General features: G+C 63.6%; 14 protein-coding genes. 5 read left to right on the plus strand and 9 right to left on the minus strand.

Annotation, left to right across the window (positions count from 1 at the left end; genetic code table 11):
* Positions 1-79 precede the first annotated feature (79 nt).
* The 3 genes from NKI96_RS19805 to gyrB all read left to right on the plus strand — a co-directional run bounded on the left by NKI96_RS19805 (position 80) and on the right by gyrB (position 5,976).
* A complete protein-coding gene (locus tag NKI96_RS19805; RefSeq protein ID WP_023745825.1) occupies positions 80-649 on the plus strand; it encodes an NADPH-dependent FMN reductase in 570 nt (189 codons plus the stop codon).
* A gap of 76 nt (positions 650-725) precedes the next feature.
* Entirely contained in the window at positions 726-3,359 is a 2,634-nt protein-coding gene (locus NKI96_RS19810) for a caspase family protein (protein WP_352535861.1), read from the plus strand.
* A gap of 145 nt (positions 3,360-3,504) precedes the next feature.
* The gene (gene gyrB, locus NKI96_RS19815) at positions 3,505-5,976 is read left to right on the plus strand and encodes a DNA topoisomerase (ATP-hydrolyzing) subunit B (protein ID WP_023671333.1); all 2,472 of its coding nucleotides are present in this window, start codon (positions 3,505-3,507) and stop codon (positions 5,974-5,976) included.
* Positions 5,977-6,012: 36 nt separating this feature from the next.
* Here gyrB and NKI96_RS19820 read toward each other — a convergent pair whose 3' ends face one another.
* Positions 6,013-7,458: a hypothetical protein gene (locus tag NKI96_RS19820; protein WP_023703663.1), complete on the minus strand. Its 1,446-nt coding sequence runs from the start codon at positions 7,456-7,458 to the stop codon at positions 6,013-6,015.
* Between the two features lie 331 nt (positions 7,459-7,789).
* Between NKI96_RS19820 and NKI96_RS19825 the strand changes: the two genes are divergently transcribed.
* The gene (locus NKI96_RS19825) at positions 7,790-8,707 is read left to right on the plus strand and encodes a hypothetical protein (RefSeq protein WP_352805719.1); all 918 of its coding nucleotides are present in this window, start codon (positions 7,790-7,792) and stop codon (positions 8,705-8,707) included.
* A gap of 91 nt (positions 8,708-8,798) precedes the next feature.
* Here the strand turns inward: NKI96_RS19825 and NKI96_RS19830 are convergent, their stop codons facing one another.
* The 5 genes from NKI96_RS19830 to NKI96_RS19850 all read right to left on the minus strand — a co-directional run bounded on the left by NKI96_RS19830 (position 8,799) and on the right by NKI96_RS19850 (position 12,528).
* Positions 8,799-10,196 carry an NAD(P)(+) transhydrogenase (Re/Si-specific) subunit beta gene (locus NKI96_RS19830; RefSeq protein WP_023671337.1) on the minus strand — a complete coding sequence of 466 codons (1,398 nt, stop codon included), beginning with the start codon at positions 10,194-10,196 and terminating at the stop codon, positions 8,799-8,801.
* Between the two features lie 6 nt (positions 10,197-10,202).
* Complete coding sequence (locus NKI96_RS19835; RefSeq protein ID WP_032885960.1) at positions 10,203-10,628, minus strand: proton-translocating transhydrogenase family protein; 426 nt, start codon at positions 10,626-10,628, stop codon at positions 10,203-10,205.
* Positions 10,628-11,905, minus strand: a complete 1,278-nt coding sequence (locus tag NKI96_RS19840; protein ID WP_023671339.1) for a Re/Si-specific NAD(P)(+) transhydrogenase subunit alpha — start codon at positions 11,903-11,905, stop codon at positions 10,628-10,630. The genes NKI96_RS19835 and NKI96_RS19840 overlap by 1 nt, the downstream gene beginning before the upstream one ends.
* Before the next feature lie 83 nt (positions 11,906-11,988).
* Positions 11,989-12,213, minus strand: coding sequence for an aa3-type cytochrome c oxidase subunit IV (locus NKI96_RS19845; RefSeq protein WP_023671340.1), 225 nt, complete (start codon positions 12,211-12,213; stop codon positions 11,989-11,991).
* Between the two features lie 165 nt (positions 12,214-12,378).
* Positions 12,379-12,528, minus strand: coding sequence for a DUF3096 domain-containing protein (locus tag NKI96_RS19850; protein ID WP_023671341.1), 150 nt, complete (start codon positions 12,526-12,528; stop codon positions 12,379-12,381).
* On the opposite strand from NKI96_RS19850, the gene NKI96_RS19855 reads away from it, so the two are divergent.
* Entirely contained in the window at positions 12,527-12,658 is a 132-nt protein-coding gene (locus tag NKI96_RS19855; RefSeq protein ID WP_280793507.1) for a hypothetical protein, read from the plus strand. The genes NKI96_RS19850 and NKI96_RS19855 overlap by 2 nt on opposite strands.
* On the opposite strand, the gene NKI96_RS19860 is transcribed toward NKI96_RS19855, so the two are convergent.
* The 3 genes from NKI96_RS19860 to NKI96_RS19870 form a co-directional block, all read right to left on the minus strand.
* Positions 12,633-13,400: an N-acyl amino acid synthase FeeM domain-containing protein gene (locus NKI96_RS19860; RefSeq protein WP_023695933.1), complete on the minus strand. Its 768-nt coding sequence runs from the start codon at positions 13,398-13,400 to the stop codon at positions 12,633-12,635. The two genes, NKI96_RS19855 and NKI96_RS19860, sit on opposite strands and share 26 nt — an antisense overlap.
* Positions 13,401-13,568: 168 nt before the next feature.
* Positions 13,569-15,911, minus strand: a complete 2,343-nt coding sequence (locus NKI96_RS19865) for a putative bifunctional diguanylate cyclase/phosphodiesterase (protein WP_502900280.1) — start codon at positions 15,909-15,911, stop codon at positions 13,569-13,571.
* A gap of 112 nt (positions 15,912-16,023) precedes the next feature.
* Positions 16,024-19,494 carry an indolepyruvate ferredoxin oxidoreductase family protein gene (locus NKI96_RS19870; RefSeq protein WP_352805721.1) on the minus strand — a complete coding sequence of 1,157 codons (3,471 nt, stop codon included), beginning with the start codon at positions 19,492-19,494 and terminating at the stop codon, positions 16,024-16,026.
* Between the last annotated feature and the right edge of the window lie 21 nt (positions 19,495-19,515).

The following is a 19,515-nucleotide window of genomic DNA, read 5'->3' on the forward strand; positions in this document are numbered from 1 at the left end:
GTTGCGGCTTGTCCGGTTGGACACTCTGCCATAGGTGACAGTTACCAACAGCTACTGCCAATCGCCCAGGAGAGCCCGCTTGAAGCACAAGCTGAACATCATAATCGGCAGCACGCGGCCGGGCCGCGCCGGGCCGGTCTTCGCCCACTGGCTGGAGGATTTTGCCCGCGAGCACGGCAAATTCGAACCGGTGCTGACCGACATTGCCACGTTCCATCTGCCGGTTCTGGACGAGCCGCATCACCCCAGGCTCGGCAATTACCAGAACGACCACACCAAAGCCTGGTCGAAGGTCATTGATGCCGCCGACGCCTTCGTGTTCGTTGCGCCGGAGTACAATTATTTCGTGGCGCCTGCGATCGTCAACGCCATCGACTACCTTGCGCGCGAATGGAAATACAAGCCAGCCGCCATCTTCAGCTATGGCGGCGTTTCCGGAGGCCTGCGCGCCGCGCAGGCGCTGAAGCCGCTGCTGACCGCGGTGGGCGTCATGCCCATCTCGGAAGGCGTCGCGCTGCCGATGTATCAGAAACTGCTGGAGAGCGACGGCTCCTTCCAGGCTAGTGAGCAGGTAGAGGGTGGGACCAAGACCATGCTGGACGAGCTCTCGCGCTGGAGCGGGGCGCTGAAGCCGATGCGGGCTACGTAACGCAGCCGGCCCCGGCTTGCTCATGCCATAAAGAGGTGGAATGGTCGGCAGGTGACTGAGCCGGGGGCGGTTCGATTTGCGCCTGTTGTTTGCCTTGCTGTTGATGCTTGCGACCACCGCCACAGCGGTGGCGGAGCGGCGCGTGGCGTTGGTCATTGCCGAGGACGACTACCGGCTGGTGCGGAAGCTCTCCAATCCGGTCAATGACGGCGAGGCGATGGAAGCGGCGCTGAAGAAGCTCGGCTTCGAAGTCGTGCTTGAGACCAATCGTGATCTCAGGCGCATGCGCCGGGCTCTCGACGATTTTCGCGAGGACGCCAAGGGCGCCGACGTGGCGCTGGTGTATTTCTCCGGCCATGGCGTCGAAATCTCCGGCGACAACCGTCTTCTGCCGGTCGATGCCGATGCCTCCTCGCTCGACCAGCTGGAGAAGACCAGCCTGCCGCTGGAGGAAGTGCGCGATGCGGTTGCCGCCACGGCGAAGGTCGGGCTGATCGTGCTCGACGCCTGCCGCAGCGATCCGTTCACGGGCGGCAGCGGCGACGGGCGTGGCGCCACATCGCTGATCAAGGACCTGGTGGACAAGATCAAGCCGGGCCTCGGACGAGTCGGCAAGGCGGAAAACATCCTGTTCGCCTTTTCGGCGGCGCCCGGCGAGACGGCTGCCGACGACGGTACCGGTGCGAATTCGCCCTTTACAGCGGCGCTGACCAAATACCTCGGCACCGACGGGCTCGAAATCCGCTCGGTGCTGACGCTGGTGCAGCAGGAGGTCTACGACCTTTCGCGCGGGAAACAGCTGCCCTACGTCGAGAGCGGGCTGCCGAAGCTGTTCTTCGCCTCGGCGGCCAAGGAACAATTGCCGGAGCGCGAGCGGCTGCTGCTTGCCATGGCCGATGTGACGCCGGAAATGCGCGGCGCGGTCGAGCGGGTCGCCAGCGATGCCGACATGCCGCTGGCGCCGCTCTATGGCGCGCTGATCAGTTCCGACACCAGCCATCTCTCCGGCGAAAGCCTGGACGCCAAGCTGCGCGAGGCGGCCGACGCCTTCGTCAAGGTGCGCGGCGAGATGAAGACGCTGGCCGCCGACGACCCGCAGGTGACCGAACTGCGCCGCCAGGCCGAGGAACAGTTGGCGCTCGGCGCTTTCGATGGTGCACGCGTGATCCTCGCCAAGGCCGCCGACGTCGACAATGTCTCGCGCCAGGCGTTGAAGGCCAATTTCGTCAGCCGCACCCTGTCCGAAGCCGCGACGCGATTTCTCTCGGGCGGCGCGGCGCGTGCCACCCTGGACTATGCAACCGCCATCAAGGACTATGAAACGGTGCTGGCGCTCTATGGCGAAGCCGGGCAGACCTCGCTCAGCCTGGAACAGGCCGACCGCCAAAGCCGCACGCTGGAAGAGCTCGGCATCCTCTACACAACGGTCGGCAACACCGACGCCGCCGGCCGCGCCTTTGCGGCGCTGGTCGCCAATCTTGAGCAGCGAGCGCGCCAGGAAACCGATCCGAGCGTCAAGCGCGACCTGGCCATCGGCCATATCAAGTTCGCCAACATCAAGATGGCGCAAGGCGATCTGCCGGCCTCCCTGCAAAACTATGAGGCGGCCAGGGACATGTTGCAGGGCCTGACCACAGACGTGCCGGACAAGAAGGACTGGCTCGGCGATCTCGCCATGGCCCATGATAAGATCGGCAATGTGCTGGCCACGCAAGGCGACGTGGGTGCGGCAGCCCAGGCCTACCAGCAAAGCCTGTCCATCAAGCAGCAATTGGCCGACGCGGAGCCGAACAGCGTCTATCTGCTGCGCGACCTGACCATTACCTACGACGAAATCGGCGGTCTTGCCCGCACCGCCGGCCAGCTGGATGGCGCCCAGACTGCATTCGAAGAGAGCCTGAGAATTCGGCTGGCGCTGGCGCAGAACAACCCCGACGACCCCAGGCATCAGCGCGCCGTCTCCGTGAGCTACACCAGGATCGGCGACGTCCTGCGCGAGCGTGGCGACGCTGCGGGCGCGCTCGACGCCTACAACAAGAGCCAAATAATCGCCGAAGCGCTGGTGCGCCGCGACTCAAACGACACCGATTTGAAGCGCGACCTGTCGGTCGGTTACGCCAAGATCGGCAATGCTTACGGCGACCAGAAGGACTGGCCACTCGCGTTGGAGGCCTACCAGCAAGCGCGGGCCACGGCGCGAGACCTTGCCGCCAGCGACCCAGGCAACACCGACTGGCAGCGCGACCTATCGGTCTGTTTGGAAAAAATTGCCGGCGTGTTTGATGCCCAGGGCAATATCGCCGGTGCTTTGCAGAACTATCAGGACAGTCTCGTCATTGCCAACCGATTGGCAAATCTCGACCCGGGCAATTCCGACTGGCAGCGCGACCTGTCGATCACGTTCGAGGAAATAGGCCTGCTGGAGACCAAGCAGCGCCACTATGATGGCTCGAAGAAGGCCTTCGAAGCCAGCCTGGCCATCCGCCAGCGGTTGGCCCTGTCCGATCCGGACAATGCGATCTGGCAATTCGATCTGGTACAGGCCTACATCAACTATGCCTATGTGGCGAAGAATCCGAAGGCTGTGTTGTCCCAGGCGCTAGACCTGACGCTGGAGCTTGACCGCACAGGCAAACTGGCGCCGAGGGACAAACCCACGATCAAATATCTGCGCCGTCTTCTGGCCAAATTGAAAGCCGCGAAAAAATAGCCGGCTGCCAGCTCGGGATTCAGCCCTGAAATGCCCGCAAACCTTGGAAAAACCGCCTTTTGCGCCTATATCTAGGACATCAAAGCGGCGTGATTCGAAGCCATTTTTTCGCGCTGAGCATGCGGCATCAATCAGACAGGTTTTCATGAGCGATCAAAGCGACAACGCCAACGGCGCTGAGGCCGAATACGGCGCCGATTCCATCAAGGTTTTGAAGGGGTTGGACGCTGTCCGCAAGCGGCCGGGCATGTATATCGGCGACACCGACGACGGCTCGGGCCTGCATCACATGGTCTATGAGGTGGTCGACAACGCCATCGACGAGGCGCTGGCCGGCCATGCCGATCTCGTCACGGTGACGCTCAATCCCGACGGTTCGGTCACCGTTATCGACAATGGCCGCGGGATTCCGACCGATATTCACACTGGCGAAGGCATTTCGGCGGCCGAAGTGATCATGACGCAGCTGCATGCCGGCGGCAAATTCGACCAGAATTCCTACAAGGTGTCCGGCGGCCTGCACGGCGTCGGCGTCTCGGTGGTCAACGCGTTGTCGGCCTGGCTGAAGCTGAAAATCCGCCGCAACGGCCAGATTTTCGAGATGAGCTTCACGCATGGCAATGCCGATGCGCCGCTCAAGGCGACCGGCAGCTATGAGCAGAACAAGCAGCCCGGCACCTATGAGGGCCGCAGCGGTTCCGAGATCACCTTCTTTCCGTCGTCCGAAACCTTCACCATGGTCGAGTTCGACTTCGGCACGCTGGAGCACCGGCTGCGCGAACTCGCCTTCCTGAATTCCGGCGTACGCATCATCTTGACCGATGCCCGCCATGCCGATCTCGTGCGCCACGAACTGCACTATGATGGCGGCCTGGAAGAGTTCGTCAAATATCTCGACCGGGTCAAGAAACCGCTGATCGACAAGCCGATCGCCATCAAGGCCGAGCGCGACGGCATTACCGTCGAAGTGGCGATGTGGTGGAACGACAGCTACCACGAGAACGTGCTGGCCTTCACCAACAACATCCCGCAGCGCGATGGCGGCACCCATCTGGCCGGCTTCCGTGGCGCGCTGACGCGCCAGATCACCGGCTATGGCGAATCGTCGGGCCTGACCAAGAAGGAAAAGGTGGCGCTGATCGGCGACGACTGCCGCGAAGGCCTGACGGCGGTGCTGTCGGTCAAGGTTCCCGACCCGAAATTCTCCTCCCAGACCAAGGACAAGCTGGTCTCGTCGGAAGTCCGCCCGGTGGTCGAAGGCCTGGTCAACGAGGCGCTTGGCACCTGGCTGGAAGAACACCCGACCGAGGGCAAGGTGGTCATCGACAAGGTGATCCAGGCGGCCGCGGCGCGCGAAGCCGCGCGCAAGGCCCGAGACATCACCCGCAAAAGCTCGCTCGGCGTCACCTCTCTGCCTGGCAAGCTTGCCGACTGCCAGGAACGCGACCCGGCGAAATCCGAAATCTTCATCGTCGAGGGTGACTCGGCCGGCGGCTCTGCCAAGGGCGGCCGTTCGCGCCAGAACCAGGCAATCCTGCCGTTGCGCGGCAAGATACTCAATGTCGAGCGGGCGCGCTTCGACCGCATGCTCGGCTCCGAGATGATCGGCACGCTGATCACCGCGCTCGGCACCTCGATCGGCAAGGACGAGTTCAACGCCGACAAATTGCGCTACCACAAGATCATCCTGATGACCGACGCCGACGTCGACGGCGCCCATATCAGGACCTTGCTGCTCACCTTCTTCTTCCGCCAGATGCCGGAGCTGATCGAGCGCGGCCATCTCTACATCGCCCAGCCGCCGCTCTACAAAGTGACGCGCGGAAAAAGCTCGCAATACATCAAGGACGAGAGCGCCTTCGAGGAGTTCCTGATCGGCTCCGGGCTGGAGGAGGCGTCGCTGACGCTTGCCTCCGGCGAGGCGCGGGCCGGACAGGATCTGCGCGGCTCGATCGATGATGCACTGGCCGTGCGCCAGCTCATCAACGGGCTGCACACGCGCTACAACAGGGGCGTGGTCGAACAGGCGGCGATCGCCGGCGCGCTCAACGCCGATGTGCTAAACGACCTCGGCCGCGCCAATGCCATGGCCGAACGCGTCGCCCAGCGCCTCGACATCATTGCCGAGGACACCGAGCGCGGCTGGACCGGCCGGCTGTCGACCTCCAATGAAGGCGTCGGCGGCTATGTGTTCGAACGCACGGTGCGCAGCGTCAAGGAATTCGCGCAGCTCGATGCCGGGCTGATAAATTCGGCCGACGCACGCCAGCTCGACCGCTATGCCCCGCGCCTCATGGAAGTCTATGGCGAGCCGCCGGTGCTGCGCCGCAAGGATGTCTCCGAAACCATTTCGGGGCCGCTGGCGCTGCTCAACGCGGTGTTTGCGACCGGCCGCAAGGGCCTGACCATGCAGCGCTACAAGGGCCTCGGCGAGATGAATGCCGAGCAGCTCTGGGAAACCACGCTCGACCCGAATGTGCGTTCGCTGCTGCAGGTCAAGGTCAATGACGCCACCGATGCGGATTCGCTGTTTTCGCGGCTGATGGGCGACGAGGTCGAACCGCGGCGCGAATTCATCCAGGACAACGCGCTGTCAGTTGCCAATCTGGACATTTGAGGGCTGGGGGCCTTGCCGCCGGAGCTCCACTCCGGGTCAGGCCTTTGGCTCCAGCTTCCGACCAAGGTCCACCGCGTCGCGCAGCACTTGCAGATGCGAGCGCGGCGCGGTGCCCGCCGGCAGGGCGATTTCGACGCCGTTTGCCGTCGATGACCAATAAAGCGTGTGGGTGAAGATACGGCCAAGTGAGCTGCGAAGCTCGATCTGGATGTTCTCCACACCGGGGCCGAAGTTTTCCGTCATCGGACCGGAAATCGGATCGCCTGTCGCCCAGCCATTGCCGCGGTCGTAGACGTTCGTCCAGCGCGTTGCCGCAAACACCGCGCCATGATGCACCGCGCGCTGCGCCTTGCCTTGGCTGTGTCCTTCCCGGTAAAGCACGGTGCCGCCGGGGCGCCCGTCATCGGCAATCGGCGGGCAAGCCGAGAACAGGCGCTCGGCAAGGCCACGCCTGAATTCCGCGAGATTGTAGGTCACCAGGAATTCGCTGTGGGAGAGCGGACTGCCAAGCGTGACGAAATCGCTGATCTTCCAGGGCAGCGGGTGGTCGGCGTCCTTGGTCCGAAGCTGCTGGTAGAGCGCCCATTGACCGCGCCGGAATCCGGCGAGGTCTTCAAGGTTCTTTGGCCACGCTGACCCATCAGAGCCGAGCGTTGCCTTGTCGACGGCCTCGACCGCCGCCAGTTTGGCCTTGTCGCGGACCGCTTCCAGCCTTCGCGGCCGGAACTCGGCCCACAGGATCTGCAGCAAATCATAGGCGATGATCGACCCAAGGCTGTGCGAGACCAGCACGATGCGGTCGTAAGCATCGTCCTTCATCAGCGTCTTGAGCAACGTCAGGCCTCTGTCGCGGATCAGCGCACGCTTCTCGATCGTCGCCGCCTCGGCGCGCACATAAGCGGCGACGTCACCGAAATAGGGCAGGGCGAACTGATCCACCGCCCAGATGACAAAAGAAGCGAGGGTGGTGATCATCAGGCCGGTCGTCAAGGTAACGGCCTGTTGCCAGACCGATGTTGCCAGCACGAGTGCTGCGCCCAGAATGACGATAACGATCAGAAGTGTGGCGACGTAAAGCTTGCGGGCGTCGAGCGGAATGTCGGCGGGCTTGCGCCACAACAGGTTCGTCACCCAGGCGGCCAGCCGGCCGCGCGTCGTGCCTTGCGTGATGTCGGCCCAATAAAGCTCGTAGAAATCGGTACGGCGGCCATCGACGTCGTAGGGCGTGGTGATGCGGCGCAGCTCGTGTGACTTGGTCCGGCTGTCGGGCGTGATCCAGCTCTGGTTGATCGTGGCGCCGGAAACGGCCGGATCGGGAATCTGGGCGTAGGGTGGAGCACGGGTGGGATCGCTGCTCCAGACCGCCTGGACGAATCCCCTCAGCGTACCCATCGGCCGCTGCTCGCCCATGCCGTGCACGATCACCACCGCCTGGCCGGGCTGCGCCTTTTTGTAAGCCAGCGATGCGACAGTCTTGGGCATCAGCGTCTCCGTTGACGACATCCGACGGCGGGATCGCTCATGCTACCCCCGGCTCACCGAGCCAACAATACACGGCAGCCCATGTGGAACTCCGTGAACCAATCCACAGTTTCGCAGTTGTGCCTCGGGCCGCGCGGAAAATAGTTCCGTTCCCGGCAAGCAAATCATTTCATTGCCCTTCGGAACGGAAATCGCTCAGGAACATTGTGACGACATCGATCAATTTCTCGCAGGGAGGCTCTTTATGGGACGCGGTATTTTGCTCTGGTTGCTCGGTATTCCGATCCCGATCATCATTCTCATCATGCTGTTCGTACGGTAGGAGGCGTCGATGCAGTCCACCGTATCGGCTGTCGACGTATCCGCCTCAACGGAATCCTCCGCCCCGGCCGTCAGCTGGGGTCCGATCATCGCCGGCGCCTTCGCGGCCTCGACGCTGACCTTCATCCTCATGCTGCTCGGTTCGGGGCTGGGGCTGACCATGGTCTCGCCGTGGTCCGGCGCCAGTGCCTCGCTGACCACCTTCGCGGTGTCCGGCGCCATCTGGCTCATCATCGTGCAATGGCTGTCCTCCGGGGTCGGTGGCTATCTTGCCGGACGCCTGCGCACCAAATGGGTCGGCATCCACACCGACGAGGTCTATTTCCGTGACACCGCGCACGGCCTCCTCGCCTGGGCGCTGGCGACATTGCTGGTCGTCGGCATTCTCGGGTCGGCGCTGTCGGCAGTGCTTGGTTCAGGCGTGCAGGCGGCTTCTACTGTTGCCTCAGGCGCCGCCATGGGTGCTTCGGCCGGCGCGTCCGCCAATGCCGGCAGCGCACCGGCCGACAATGCAACGTCCTATCTCGTGGATACGCTGTTCCGTCCGGCTGATGCCGCCAGGCTCGCGGCGGCCAATCCGGACAGCGATGCGGCTGCGGCCGGGCAGGCTTCGCGCATCCTCGTCGCCAGTGCGGCGGCAGGCGAAGTTTCGGCTGACGACAAGACCTATCTGTCGCAGCTGGTCGCCGCCCGCACCGGGCTTTCCGAGGCCGACGCCAAGGCGCGTGTCGACGCCCTGGTGGCCAGGGTCGAGGACGCCAAGGTCAAGGCAAAGCAGGCCGCCGACGCCGCGCGGAAAGGCAGCGCCACCTTCGCCCTGCTTGGCGCCCTGTCGCTGGTTATCGGCGCCTTCATCGCCAGCGCTGCGGCAGCCCTGGGCGGCAGGCAGCGCGACGACGAGGAAGCGGTTTTCCTGACCAGCCGCTGAACCGGTCTTCAACATCAAAAAGCCCGGTCGAACCGGGCTTTTTTGTTTCCGATGATGGACCGACAACCTTCCAGTGGAAGGTTGCGGCGGCTTAGTGATCCATGGCCTTGACGATTTCCTCGGTCATCTTCTTGGCGTCGCCGAGCAGCATCATGGTGCCGTCCTTGTAGAACAGCGTGTTGTCGATGCCGGCGTAGCCCGAGCCGAGCGAGCGCTTGACGAACAGGCAGGTGCGGGCCTTGTCGACGTCGAGGATCGGCATACCGTAGATCGGCGACGACTTGTCGTCGCGGGCGGACGGATTGGTGACGTCATTGGCGCCGATGACATAGGCGACATCGGCCTGCGCGAACTCGGAGTTGATGTCTTCCAGTTCGAACACTTCGTCATAGGGAACATTGGCTTCGGCGAGCAGCACGTTCATGTGGCCGGGCATGCGGCCGGCCACGGGGTGGATGGCGTATTTGACATCCACGCCATTGGCCTTGAGCTTGTCGGCCATTTCGCGCAGCGCGTGCTGGGCCTGGGCGACCGCCATGCCGTAGCCCGGCACGATGATGACCTTCTGTGCGTTCATCATCAGATAGGCAGCGTCGTCGGCCGAGCCCTGCTTGACCGTGCGTTCGATGCCGTCATCGGCAACCGCCGCGGTCTCGCCGCCGAAGCCGCCGAGGATGACCGAGATGAACGACCGGTTCATGCCCTTGCACATGATGTAGGACAGGATGGCGCCGGACGAGCCGACCAGCGCGCCGGTGATGATCAACGCCAGATTGCCAAGCGTGAAGCCGAGTGCCGCGGCGGCCCAGCCGGAATAGGAATTCAGCATCGAGACGACGACCGGCATGTCGGCGCCGCCGATCGGGATGATCAAGAGGACGCCGAGCGCCAGCGACGCCGCGACGATCAGCCAGAACACCAGCTTGGCCTCGGTGGTGACCAGAAGCACGATCAGCACGATCAGCGCGATGCCGAGGACCGCGTTGATGATGTGACGGCCGCCGATCATGATCGGCTTGCCCGACATGCGGCCATCGAGCTTGAGGAAGGCGATGACGGAGCCGGTGAAGGTGATGGCGCCGATGGCAACGCCAAGGCTCATCTCGATCAACGCCTGGGCGTGGATGTCGCCATTCGTGCCGATGCCGAAACTTTCCGGCGCGTAGATGGCGGCTGCCGCTACCATGACGGCGGCAAGGCCGACCAGCGAGTGGAAGGCGGCGACCAGCTGCGGCATCGAAGTCATGGCGATGCGGCGCGCTGTAACGGCGCCGACGCCGCCGCCGATGGCCAGACCAAGCACGATCAGGCCGAAGCGCCCGGCGGACGGAGTCGCCAGCGCCAGCGTGGTGGCAATGGCAATGCCCATGCCGATCATGCCGTAGAGATTGCCTTGGCGGCTGGTGGTCGGATGCGACAGGCCGCGCAGCGCCATGATGAACAGGACGCCGGAGACCAGGTAGAGGAAGGACGCGAAGTTGGCGTTCATGGCTCTCTACCGGTCCTTCTTCTTGTACATGGCCAGCATGCGCTGGGTGACCAGGAAGCCGCCAAAGATGTTGACCGAGACCAGCATCAGCGCGACGAAGCCGAAGCCGGTGGCAATGCCGGAGGCCGAGATGCCGACGGCCAGCAGCGCGCCGACGACGATGACCGAGGAGATGGCGTTGGTGACCGCCATCAGCGGCGTGTGCAGCGCCGGCGTCACCGACCAGACGACGTAGTATCCGACGAATATCGCAAGTACGAAGATGGCGAAGCGGAAGACGAAGGGATCGATGGCGCCGCCGGACAGTGCGTGCGCGGCATCGCCCGCCGCATCGGCGCCACCGGGCGCGTTGGCCAGGTTCTGCACAGCCAGCCGGACGGCGGCACTTGCCTGGTCGAGCTGATCGAGGGCTTTCTGCAAGGTCTGATCCATCACGCGATCCCCTTCGGCTTGGCGGCGGACTTGCCGGCAGTGGCTTTGTCGGACGCCTTTTTCGGTGCAGCCTTCTTCGGCGTGGCATCAGCCACCATGGTCTCGGCCGGAATGGCCGCCGGTTCGATATGGGGCTGTTCCGCCGCCTTGGCGAAGGCCGGATGCACCACGCGGCCAGCGTCGGTCAGCATCGTCGCCTTGACCAGATCGTCTTCGCGGTTGATGGCGAGCGTCTTGCTGGTCTTGTCGACCAGCGTCTCGAGGAAGGCGAACAGGTTCCTGGCGTAGAGCAGCGAGGCCGATGCGGCGACGCGGCCGGGCACGTTGAGGTGGCCGACGATCTTAACGTTGTTGGCCGTCGTCACCACCTGACCCGCAACCGCGCCTTCGACATTGCCGCCGCGCTCGACGGCGAGGTCGACGATCACCGAACCCGGCTTCATCGAGGCGACCATCGCCGCCGACACCAGCTTCGGCGCCGGCCGGCCGGGGATCAGCGCCGTGGTGATGACGATGTCCTGCTTGGCGATGTGCTCAGCGGTGAGCGCTGCCTGCTTCGCCTGGTACTCCTTCGACATTTCCTTGGCGTAGCCGCCGGCGGTCTCGGCCGCCTTGAACTCCTCGTCCTCGACGGCGAGGAACTTTGCGCCAAGCGACGCCACCTGTTCCTTGGCGGCGGGACGAACGTCCGTGGCGGTGACGACAGCGCCGAGACGGCGCGCCGTGGCGATCGCCTGCAGGCCGGCAACGCCGACGCCCATGATGAAGATCTTCGCCGCCGGCACGGTGCCGGCCGCAGTCATCATCATCGGCAGCGCGCGGTCATACTCCGATGCGCCGTCAATCACGGCCTGGTAGCCGGCGAGATTGGCCTGCGACGACAGCACATCCATCGACTGGGCGCGGGTGATGCGCGGCATGAATTCCATCGAGAAGGCGGTGACCCCAGCCTCGGCAAGCGCCGCGACCGCGGCATCATTGCCGTAGGGATCCATGATGGCGATGACCGCCGCACCCGATTTGTAGCCCTTCAGCTCGGCGTCGGTCGGCCGGCGCACCTTCAGCACCACATCCGCCCGTCTCGCATCCGAAGCCTTGCCGATCGCGGCACCCGCCTTGGCGAACTCCTCATCGGGAATGCGCGACCTGGTGCCGGCGCCCGTCTCGACGGTGACGTCGAAGCCCAGCGCCGCCAGCCGCTTCACGGTATCGGGCGAGGCCGCGACACGAGGCTCGCTGGCATCGAGCTCGCGAGGGATGAAAACCGTCTGTCCCACCGCATGATCCTTTCGGCTGGAACCTGTTTGCGCAAGAGTGCGGCCGGATATCCGGCTACGCCCTGGCAAGGGGTCTGTATAGACTATCGGAGAATGAAGGCGCCGAGGGCGAGGATCAGCACGAACAGGATGGTCGCGGAGAAGAAGCCGCCTGCGAAGAAGCCGAAAGCCATGGCCAGGAGCAGGGCGCCGCAGAACAGCGAGCCGTATTTGGCCAGCGCCAGAAAGCCATGATAGGTGCGGTCATGTTCGGCATAGTCCATCTTCGCGCCCAGTTCGACAGGACCGGTCGGCGTGTGATCAGCCATAGGAATACCCCTTCGAAGACATCTTTGAGGCACATAGCGAAAAGCCGGGCCAAGAGCAATGGCGCTATTGCCGCACGACCAGTGACAACAGCCTCAAAGGAATGTTGAAAGCCGGCGGTATGGGCTTGTCGCCGGCCTGGCGTCGAAGGTTGAGGATTTTGCGTTTCAACCGGCTAGATGCGGAAACAGCCCGAGCAGCCCAATGACGATCAGATAGAGCGCGACGATGTAGTTGAGCAGCCGCGGCATCACCAGGATCAGCACGCCGGCAATCAGCGAGATCAGCGGGGTCAGTGCTAGCTCGGGAATATGCATGTCGGTTCCTTTCTATGGCCGCGTCGGCGTCGTGACGTCCAGAACGCCGAAGCGGCCGGAAAGCTCCTCGCACCGGGCGCTAAAGTGCGCCGGCTTTGCCGACATTACGCTGCTTCGCGAAAATATTTAGCGGTGGGCAGGATGGTCAGCGGCGCGAGCTCGCCGGCCGGCGCCTTGGCAAACAGCATACGCCGCTCCAGCGCCGTCGACTGGAAGAAGGGAAAGCGCTCCAGCGTCGGGGCCATGTTCTGCTCGCAGATCGATTCATAGAAGAAGATCGGCATGGTGAAGGGCGGGTAGAGGCGCGGCTCGCCGACCTGCACCGATCCGAAGATGCGATGGTAGAAGGCCGTGTGCTCCTCGCGGATCATCGAAATGCAGCTGGTGGCGTTGAAGAAGGTGTTGGCGATAACCGCGAGCCGCAGCGTGACATAGGGCAGGGCGCGGTTGGCCGACGACATTTGCGGATCGATCGCCAACCGGCTCGGGTCGATGAAGGTTTCACCGCGCGCCAGCCGCAGCAGCAGCCGGTCGCCGAAAACGGTCATGATCGGCGCTTCGGGGGTCTCACGGGTCAAATGGTGGAGCCTGACGGTGCTGACCAGCTCGCCATCCATGAAGACGCCGAAACAGTAGCAATTGCGCACTTCGTCAAGGGGATCGACGAGCTTCTGTTCGGTAATGGTGTCAAGCAGGCCGTGTGTATGAAAGGCCTTGTAGCGCAGCCGGTAGACCGCTTCGAGATCCTCGCCGCTTTCGCAGCGCCGGTATTCGACACGCTCGAGGACGTCGAGGACGTTGCGGGCGAACAGGGAAGGCGGGCCAGATTTGACTGCCGCACCCGAAAGCACACCTGACTGATGCGTGTCCATTACTTCCCCTCGTACCGCCGCAGGAGAACAATACCGGACGACCGAAGGAACAAGAAGATGAAACTCTAATCGTCTGTGTTTACCGATCATTAACCTTAACAATCAGTTAACGTCTAGACAATACAACGCTTTTTAGACGGGCTTTTCAAGCGCAATTTAATGACGGGGTCAGGGCGTGGCGAGTTTTGCCGCCGGCCGCAGCTCGGCGGCGAAAGGCCAGGTCACGTTGGACATGGTCTCTATGCCCGAGGCACTGAGTGCTGCGCCAAACAGGAAGCCCTGGACGAGGTCCGGCTTGACCGAATGCACCAGGATCTTCAGCTGTTCGAAGGTTTCCACACCTTCGATGGTGACGGTCAGCCCGAGCACGCGAGTCAGGTCGACGATGCCCTTCAACAAGTCGAGCGAACGCTTGTTCTGGGTCACGTCCATCAGGAACGAACGGTCGATCTTGATCTTGTCGAGCGGCAGCTTGTGGAGGTAGCTCAGGCTTGAATAGCCGGTGCCGAAATCGTCGAGCGCAATGCGCACGCCAAGCTGCTTCAGTTCCTCGATATACTGGCGCGTTAGCGATTTGTCGTCGAGCAGCGCGGTTTCGGTGACTTCGATCTCGAGGCGGCCGGCGGCGAGCCCCGAAGTGGCAAGCGCGTCGCGAACCTTCTGGACAACGTCGCGGTTGCGGAAATCCTTGGCCGAAAGGTTGACCGAGACGCTGGTCTGGCCCGGCCATTTGGCGCATTCGGCGCAGGCAGCCGCGAGCACGAAGGTGCTGATCTCGGAGATGATGCCCATTTCTTCGGCCAGCGGAATGAAGATGCTGGGCGAAACCGGCCCGAGATCGGGATGATCCCAGCGGCACAGGGCCTCGCAGCTGGCAATGCGCATGGTGTTCATCGCCACGATCGGCTGATAGACCACCCGCAGCGCCTTGCCTTCGACCGCCGTGCGCAGGTCGGCCTTCATCAGCTGGCGGTTGCGGAACGCCGCATCCATCGCTGCCTCGAACAGCCGCCAGTTGTTCTTGCCGAGTTCCTTGGCCTTGTAGAGCGCCAGATCGGCCTTGACGATCATGGCGTCGACATCGGTGTCGTCGACCCTGGACAGCACGGCGCCCGCGCTTGCCTGGATGCGCAGACCGTGGCCTGCGACGTCGACCTCGCCCTGCAGATCGGCAAAGATCTGGTCGAGCAGGCCCGTCAGATGGCTTTCATCCTCGACGCGGTCGAAGAAGATCATGAACTCGTCGCCGCCGAAACGGCTGACATTGACGCCTTGCCCGGCGACGGCCGCCAGCCGCTCGGCAACGGCATAGATAAGTCCGTCGCCGACCGGATGGCCGAGGGTGTCGTTGACGCTCTTGAAATCGTCGAGATCGAGCACCGCCAGGGCACACAGGCGGTCGCGGCTGCCCGACGCCATGGCCTCGCCGACCAGCTCATGGAAATACGCGCGGTTCGGCAGGCCGGTAAGGCTGTCATAGCGCGCCATGAAGCGGATTTTTTCCTCAGCCTCGACACGGGCGGTGACGTCCTCGAAGGTGATGACACCGAGGTCCTGATTGCCTTCGCGGGCCGAGAACTCGTAGTGCTGGCCATTGGAGAAGGAGACCAGCACCTTGCGGTCGCGGCCCTCGCGCAAGGCGCGCGTCAGCTGCGCTTCGACATAACGACAGTCTTTCGGCGCCAGCATGCCGCCGGCGACGCCGCGCAGGAGCAGCGAATGGATCGACCGCCCGAGCAGTTGGTCGGGAGAGCGCAGCGACATCAGATGCGCGGCTTCGGCATTGCCGACCACGACCTTGCCGTCGGGGCCGAGCATGACCAGGCCATGCGACATGGTGTTGAGCGCGCGGTTGAAGCGCTCGGCGAGCCTGGCGGCCGTCTTGCGCTCCGAAATGGCGTTGAACAGCACGGTGCGGACGTGGCTGGCCATCCGGGTGATGATGAAGATGAACGGCACTATGTAGAGGCCGAGGATGAAATCGCCGAGATGTCCCTTGAGCATCAGCCCGACCGCGATCGGCAGCACGACCGTGAAGGCCTGCACCGCAACCATGGTCTTGGAGCCGTAATTGCGGCCGACAATGGTCACCGTCGAGCCCATTATGACGGCGATGGCGGCACTTTCCCCGAAGACATCGGGAATGAGATAGATTGAGGTGAAGCAGAAAAGCCCCATGAAGAAAGCCTGGATGGTGCCGCCAACCAGGTAGTAGCGTTCCCACTTCTTGGCTTGTTCATAAGTTTCGAAACTGCCTATGCGCAGGCCTTTGCGGATGCCGTAGTAACGGTAAAGCCCCGCCCCAAGCATAAGCCCGGCCAATGCAAGATAGGCCGGATGCCCCGAGGTAAAATAAACCAGAATGCCGATGAGGCCATGGCAAAATGCGCCAATCAGCAGGATCCCGGGATCGTTGAACAACGATCGCACGAACCCAGCATAGACGTCCTCACCTATCTCTGCGGCTTTGTTTTCTTGCATGGCCTGCGGTGTCGCACGAACCGCAGTCATGTCACATTCGCCTTAAGAAAGGTTTAGAGATGCCGTTTCGACGCTTGGCGTCAAGTCGGCTCCATCGGCGTAAACCGCGAAAATTCGTGTTCAGGTAAACAAGGCGTATCGATCACTCGGCGGCCTGAAGTTCAGGCCGCGCCGGCGTGTTGGCCAGCCGCTCGACAAGCCTTGTGCGCTCGCCCTCGGCCTTTTCGGCGCTGGCTTGCCTGACATGGCCGTAGCCGCGAATGAGCGCCGGCACCGAGACAAGGGCGATGGCGGCCTCGATCCTGCCTGGCGCAAGTGCTTTGGCGACAAGCTCCAGATCGGCCTCATAGCGGGCCAGAAGCTGCCGCTCCATGCGCCGCTCGGCGCTGTAGCCGAACACGTCGAAGGCCGTGCCGCGCAGGCTTTTCAGCGCCGCCAGCAGGCGAAAACCCTTCATCATCCACGGGCCGAAGCTCGATTTCCTCGGCTTGCCGTCATTGCCGCGCCTGCCCATGATCGGCGGCGCCAGATGAAATTCGAGCTTTTCGTAGCTCTGGAACTGTTTTGACAGCTCCATAGCGAAGGAGCCGTCAGTGTAGAGCCGCGCCACCTCATATTCGTCCTTGATCGCCATCAGCTTGAACAGATTTTTGGCGGCTGCCTCGGTCACCGCGGTCGAGCCGGGCACGGCCTTTGCCTCGGCGGCACGCAGGACCGCCAGCCGCTCGACATAGCGCCTGCCATAGGCGGCATTCTGATAGGCAGAGAGGAAAGCGACGCGGCGGGCGATGATATCGTCCAGCGTCTCGGCGATCTCAGTGGGCTTGCTCGGTTGCGCGATGAGGCCGCGCACAAACTCCGGCTGATGCGCGGCGCGCCGGCCCCAGCGGAAGGCGGCGATGTTCATCGCCACCGCCTCGCCATTCAATTCAATCGCTCTTTCAACGGCTTGCGCGGACAGCGGCAGCCCGCCATGCTGGAAAGCGAAGCCGAGCATGAACATGTTGGCGCCGAGCGAATTGCCGAACAATTGGGTGGCGGTGCGCGTGGCGTCGAAGAAATGGGTCTTGTCTTCGCCGGCGGCAGCACGGATCGCCTTCTTCAGGCGCTCGATCGGCAGCGAGAAATCGGCCGAACGGGCGAACTCGCCAGGCATGATCTCGGCGGTGTTGGCGAGGAAGATGGTATGGCCTTCGCGTACCGCGCCAAGCACCTTCTTGGCGCCCGAGACGACGAGGTCGCAGCCGAGCACCAGGTCCGCCTTGCCGGCCGAAACGCGGATCGCGTGGATGTCGTCCGGGGTGCGGGCGATGCGGACATGGGTGAACACCGAGCCGCCCTTCTGGGCGAGGCCGGCCATGTCGATCATGCCGCAGCCCTTGTCCTCGAGATGGGCGGCCATGCCGAGCACAGCACCTATGGTGACGACGCCGGTGCCGCCGACGCCGTCGATGATCGCCGCCCAACCCTCGCTACCGAGCGGGAATTCGGCTGGCACCGGCACGCCGTCAAGCGGGTCGGAGCGCCCGGCAATGCCTTCGGCCTTCCTGATCTTGGCGCCGTGCACGGTGACGAAGGACGGGCAGAAGCCGTTGACGCAGGAGAAGTCCTTATTGCAGCTCGACTGGTCTATTCTGCGCTTGCGGCCGAACTCGGTTTCGACCGGCTGGATCGAGACGCAGTTCGATTGCACCCCGCAATCGCCGCAGCCCTCGCAGACCAGTTCGTTGATGAAGACCCGCTTGTCGGGATCCGGGAAGGTGCCGCGCTTGCGGCGGCGGCGCTTTTCGGCGGCGCAGGTCTGGTCGTAGAGCAGCACCGAGACGCCCTTGACGTCGCGCAGCTCGCGCTGGACGAGGTCGAGGTCGTCGCGGTGGTGGATGGTGGCGCCGGAGGGGAATTCGGCCTTCCCCGCATATTTGTCCGGCTCGTCGGTGACGATGGCGATGCGCTCGACGCCTTCGGCGCGCACCTGCCTGGCGATCATGTCGACAGTCAGGCCGCCCTCATGCGGCTGGCCGCCGGTCATGGCGACGGCGTCGTTGTAGAGGATCTTGTAGGTGATGTTGGCATCGGTCGACAGCGCGAAGCGGATCGCCAGCGTGCCGGAGTGATTGTAGGTCCCGTCGCCGAGATTCTGGAAAATGTGGCCGCGCTTGGAGAATGGCGCCTGGCCGACCCATTGTGCGCCCTCGCCGCCCATGGCGGTGAAGCCGACCGTGTTGCGGTCCATCCACAGCGCCATGAAATGGCAGCCGATACCGGCGGCGGCGATCGAGCCGACCGGCACCTTGGTCGAGGAATTGTGCGGGCAGCCGGAGCAGAAGAACGGCGTGCGCGAACCGATATCGCTGGTGTCGGCAAGCATCGCCTGGAACTGGCGCAGCTTTGCCACCTTGGCAGTGATCTCTTCCGAAGGGCCGATTGTGCGCAGGATGCGCTCGCCCAGCGCAATGGCGATCTCGTTGGGGTCGAGCGCGCCCTTGGCCGGGAACAGCCAGTCGCCGCGCTCGTCCTTCTTGCCGACGATCATCGGCTGGGTGGCGGTGCCGTAGAGGTTTTCGCGCAGTTGCACCTCGATCAGCGAGCGCTTCTCCTCGACGACGACGATGGTGTCGAGGCCGCGGGCGAATTCGGCGATATGCTGCAGGTCGAGCGGCCATGGGCAACCGACCTTGAACAGGCGGATGCCGATGCGGCCGGCGGCGGCCTCGTCGATGCCGATGTCTTCCAGCGCCTGGCGGACATCGAGATAGCTCTTGCCGAGCGTGATGATACCGAGCTTCGGCGCGCGGCCGCCCGAATAGACGATGCGGTTCAGGCCGTTGGCATGGATGAAGGCGGATGCAGCGGCGCGCTTGTATTCATGCAGCCGCTCCTCCTGGCCGAGCATGTCGATCTCATCGCGGATGTTGAGGCCGCCGGGCGGCATATCGAACTCCGGCACGACGATGTTCAGGCGCTCGAGCGCGGCATCGACGGAGGCCGTGGATTCGATGTTGTCCTTGACGCATTTGATAGCCGCCCAGGTGCCGGCGAAGCGCGACATGGCAAAGCCGTAGAGGCCGTAGTCGATGATCTCCTGAACGCCGGCCGGGTTGAGGATCGGCACCATGGTGTCGACGAACAGGAATTCGGTGGCGTGCGCATTGGTCGATGATTCGGCCATATGGTCGTCGCCCATCAGCGCAAGCACGCCGCCATACTTCGACGATCCCGCGAGGTTGGCGTGGCGGAAAACGTCGCCGGAGCGGTCGACGCCCGGACCCTTGCCGTACCAGACCGAAAATACCCCGTCATGCTTGCCTTCGCCCAGCAATTCCGTCTGCTGAGAGCCCCAGCAGGCGGTGGCGGCAAGCTCCTCGTTGAGGCCGGGCTGGAAAACGATGTCGGCCTGCGCCAGCTGCTTTTTCGCCCGCCACAGCTGCATATCGAGGCCGCCGAGCGGCGAGCCGCGATAACCGGACACGAAGCCGGCCGTGTTGAGGCCGGCCCGGCGGTCGCGCTCGCGCTGCATCAAAAGCATGCGGATGACCGCCTGTGCGCCGGACAGGAAGATGCGCTCCTTACCGAGATCGAACTTGTCGTCGAGCGCGACGTCGTGCAGCGTCATCAGGCATTTCCTCGGCGGAGG

Source organism: Mesorhizobium sp. M0292 (assembly GCF_040321695.1).
Taxonomy (GTDB): Bacteria; Pseudomonadota; Alphaproteobacteria; order Rhizobiales; family Rhizobiaceae; genus Mesorhizobium.